Origin of the sequence: Dyadobacter sp., assembly GCF_051859145.1 — a bacterium.
In the GTDB taxonomy this organism is placed as follows: Bacteria; Bacteroidota; Bacteroidia; order Cytophagales; family Spirosomataceae; genus Dyadobacter.
This window is the reverse complement of sequence record NZ_JBHYGF010000377.1, coordinates 1-4105: the sequence shown is the minus strand read 5'-3', so window position 1 is coordinate 4105 and position 4105 is coordinate 1. Positions and strand designations below refer to the sequence as shown.

Here is a 4105-nt window from a genome sequence, read left to right as displayed (position 1 = left end):
GACGATATTGACAAAACCATTGATCTTTTTGAAAAATACTTCAAAGACCACAATGGAGAAGGCTATTTCTCTCACCTGCACCCGATTTCACTCGACGCGCACGAAGAATCACTCGCGCACAACCGGGCCCGCAAGAACTGGAACTCGGTAGGTGACCACGCGCCTGCATACCTCATCAACCTGTACCTGGCCACAGGCGAGAAAAAGCACGCAGACTTTCTGGAATATACTTTTGATACTATTACAAAGTATTTCCCGGATTATGAGAATAGTCCATTTGTTCAGGAAAAATTCTTTGAAGATTGGAGCAAAGACCAGACCTGGGGCTGGCAGCAAAACCGCGCGGTAGTAGGTCACAACCTCAAAATCGCATGGAACCTGATGCGCCAGCAGTCTTTGACACCGAAAGACGAATACGTGGATTTTGCTAAGAAAATCGCTGCCTTAATGCCGGAAGCTGGTTCTGATCAGCAACGCGGCGGCTGGTACGATGTGGTAGAACGCGTGAAAAAGACCGGCGGAAAGCACCAGTTTGTGTGGCACGACCGCAAAGCATGGTGGCAGCAGGAGCAGGCTATCCTGGCTTACCTGATCATGTACGGTGTTTTGGGCGATGAAGAATACGAAAAGCAAGCCCGCGAAGCAGCTGCATTCTACAATGCATTCTTCCTGGATAACGACGATGGCGGTGTTTATTTCAACGTATTGTCAAATGGAATGCCTTACCTGCTGGGTACCGAGCGTTTCAAGGGAAGTCACTCGATGAGCGCTTACCACAGTACTGAACTATGCTACCTGTCAGCGGTTTACATTAACCTGCTGATCACAAAACAGCCGACATACTTCTACTTCAAACCATATCCAAACGGCTGGCCGGACAACATCCTGCGCGTGTCGCCGGATATCCTTCCACAAGGTAGCGTGTATATCAGCGAGGTATTTATCGACGATCAGCCTTATACAAACTTCGACGCCGATGCACTTACTGTTAAGTTGCCGGAGACAGAGGAGCGCGTGCGGGTGAAGGTACAAATCAGTCCGAGGAAGTAAATGGCTAATGAGCTTTCGGCTATCGGTAATCGGCTTTACCTTGAATAAAAGAGAGAAGCCGACAGCCGACAGCCGAAAGCCGACAGCCACTAAACTGCTGCAAACTATGAAAGTAACTACTACCGAACAGGACGATATTACGGTACTACAGGTAACGGGTGATATTGACAGCAAGACCGCTCCCGAATTTGAAAGAAACGCGCGTGCGGCGACTGATTCAAGCAAGAAGATCGCCATTGATCTGACAGAAGTCGGGTTTATGTCGAGTGCCGGGCTTCGTGTGCTGCTGATGGTGTACAGGAACATCCGTACCCAGAATGGAAATGTGGTACTGGTTGGCGTTTCGGAGGATATCCAGGATGTGATGTCTACTACCGGCTTTATCAACTTTTTCTCGATCGTTGAAACGGTGGATGAGGCGCTTGTCATTCTTAAACAAGACTAAGCTATGGCAACAGATATCAGGATCGACTATTACCCGACCCACGAGCAGCAGGGTATCAAGTTCCGGAGGGGCCACGTGCTTCCTTTCGGCGCTACTATGGTACCCAATGGGATCAATTTCAGCATTTATTCAAGTGAAGCCATTGATTGTACTTTGGTTTTGTTTGAAAGAGGCGAAGCACAGCCTTTCGCGGAGATACGCTTTCCCGAAGAATTCCGCACTGGGAATGTGTATTCCATGATCGTTTTTGATCTGGATTACGAGCGGCTGGAATACGGTTACAGAATGGACGGTCCGTTCAAACCCGAGGAAGGTCACCGTTTTGACAAAAATATCATCCTCAGCGATCCCTACGCAAAAGCGATTGCCGGAAGAGATACCTGGCTGGCGACACCCAACTGGGACAACATTTATCCGTACCGTTCAAGATTGGTTTTTGAGGATTTCGACTGGGAGAACGACCACCCGCTTGAAACGCCCATAGAGGATCTGGTAATCTACGAAATGCACGTGCGCGGTTTTACGCAGCACCCGTCTTCAAATGTCAAAAATCCGGGAACATTCGCCGCGATCCGCAGCAAGATAGCCTACCTCAAAGAGCTGGGTATCAACTGCGTGGAGCTGATGCCGATTTATGAATTTGATGAATGGGAAAACAGCCGCGAAAACCCTGCAACCGGCGGTTTGATCGTCAATTTCTGGGGATATAGTACCGTTAACTTCTTTTCTCCTAAAGCAGGTTATGCCGCTACCGGGAAGTTTGGAATGCAGGTCGACGAGCTGAAAACGCTGGTGAAAGAGCTGCACAAGAACGGTATAGAGGTAATGCTCGACGTGGTGTTCAACCACACTGCCGAAGGCGACCACCGCGGACATACCATTTCTTTCCGCGGAATTGACAACAAAACTTACTACATGCTCACGCCCGAGGGTTACTACTTCAACTTTTCCGGAACGGGAAATACATTGAACTGTAACAATCCGGTCGTACGCAATATGGTACTCGACTGCCTGCGCTACTGGGCGGCAGATTACCACATTGATGGTTTCCGCTTCGACCTCGCCGCTATTCTCGGCCGCGACCAGAACGGCGCGCCGCTGAGCAACCCGCCTTTGCTCGAATCACTCGCTTACGACCCGATTCTTGCCAAATGCAAGCTCGTGGCCGAAGCCTGGGATGCGGGCGGTTTGTACCAGGTAGGCTCATTCCCGGCTTATGGTCGCTGGGCTGAATGGAACGGAAAATACCGCGATGGAATCCGCAAGTTCCTGAAAGGGGACGAGGGGCAAATCGGAGACCTCGCCCAGAGCATTCAGGGCTGGCCGGATCTGTACTACTACCGCGGCCCGACTGCGAGCATTAACTTCATCGCCTGCCACGACGGTTTCACACTTTATGATCTTTTCGCTTACAACGAAAAGCACAACGAAGCAAATGGGGAAAATAACAACGACGGCGGCAATGATAACCATTCGTGGAACTGCGGCGTGGAAGGTGAAACGGATGATCCGAACATCAACCAGCTTCGTCACAAGCAGATCAAGAATGCATTGTCAATCCTGATGGTAAGTCAGGGTGTGCCGATGATTTTGTCGGGTGATGAAATGGGTGTGACCAAAAACGGGAACAACAATACCTATTGTCACGACAACGAGCTGAACTGGGTAGACTGGGGCTTGTTGGAAAAGAATGCAGATTTGTTTAATTTTTCAAAACACATCATGCACTTCCGCAGAGCGCACCCTGTACTACGGAGCCGGACGCACTTCCAGCACCGCGACTACGTAGGAAGCGGCTATCCTGATATCAGTTTCCACGGTACACAAGCCTGGCACGCAGACTTTTCTGCATCCAGCCGCTGCCTTGCATTTATGCTCGACGGCGCGCACGCCAAAGGCGGTACCATTGTAGACGATACCATTTACGTTGCGCTTAACTCTTACTGGGACGCACTTTACTACGAACTCCCGCAGCTACCAAACGGTCGCAACTGGTACCTCGCCGTAAACACCGACATGCCCTCAGGCCAGGACATCTACGAAATAGGCAAAGAGCCTAAGCTGGACGATCAGGGAAGGTTTTTAGTAGGAGGGAGAGCGACGGTTATTTTGGTTGGGAAGTGATAAAGGGAGGATGGAGGAAAGGGTGGAAGGAGGAAAATAATTTTATCTAAAAAAACATTTCAAAAACATCATTTATCATGGCATTTCAAATAGAATCAGTTGTTGAAGATCAGGTTGCGCGGTTGACTTTGCATGGGGAGCTGGATTCGCTTTCGGCGCGTGTGTTTCAGACCGAAATTGAGAAAATCGCTAACCAGCCCATTGATTCACTCGTGCTGGATATGGAAGAGCTTGACTTTATGTCTTCTGCGGGCTTGCGCGTGTTGATTTATTCCAAACAAAAGATCGGTCCGAAACTGGCTATTTACATCGTCAAACCACAGGAGCTGATTGTAGATACCCTCACAAAAACAGGTCTGCAGCACAGCGTGACAATTGTTGATCAGTATCCAGTTTAACATCCGAAAAAATGGAGTCGAAAAGTTTTCCCGGCAATGTGGATTCGCTGGATTCATTACGGGGATACGTAGGTGAGCTTGCGGAAAA

The 4105-nt window shown here is 49.4% G+C and carries 4 protein-coding genes; all 4 read left to right on the top strand.

Features of this window, described 5'->3' with window-relative positions; all coding sequences use genetic code 11:
* A partial coding sequence (locus ACTIE6_RS19430) for an AGE family epimerase/isomerase (RefSeq protein ID WP_439558225.1) occupies positions 1–1050 on the top strand: 1050 nt, incomplete at its 5' end.
* A gap of 7 nt (positions 1051–1057) precedes the next feature.
* A complete protein-coding gene (locus tag ACTIE6_RS19425) occupies positions 1058–1495 on the top strand; it encodes an STAS domain-containing protein (RefSeq protein WP_439558224.1) in 438 nt (145 codons plus the stop codon).
* A gap of 3 nt (positions 1496–1498) precedes the next feature.
* Entirely contained in the window at positions 1499–3619 is a 2121-nt protein-coding gene (gene glgX, locus ACTIE6_RS19420) for a glycogen debranching protein GlgX (RefSeq protein ID WP_439558223.1), read from the top strand.
* A gap of 77 nt (positions 3620–3696) precedes the next feature.
* On the top strand, positions 3697–4017 hold the full coding sequence (locus ACTIE6_RS19415; RefSeq protein WP_439558222.1) for an STAS domain-containing protein: 321 nt from the start codon (positions 3697–3699) through the stop codon (positions 4015–4017).
* Positions 4018–4105 lie beyond the last annotated feature (88 nt).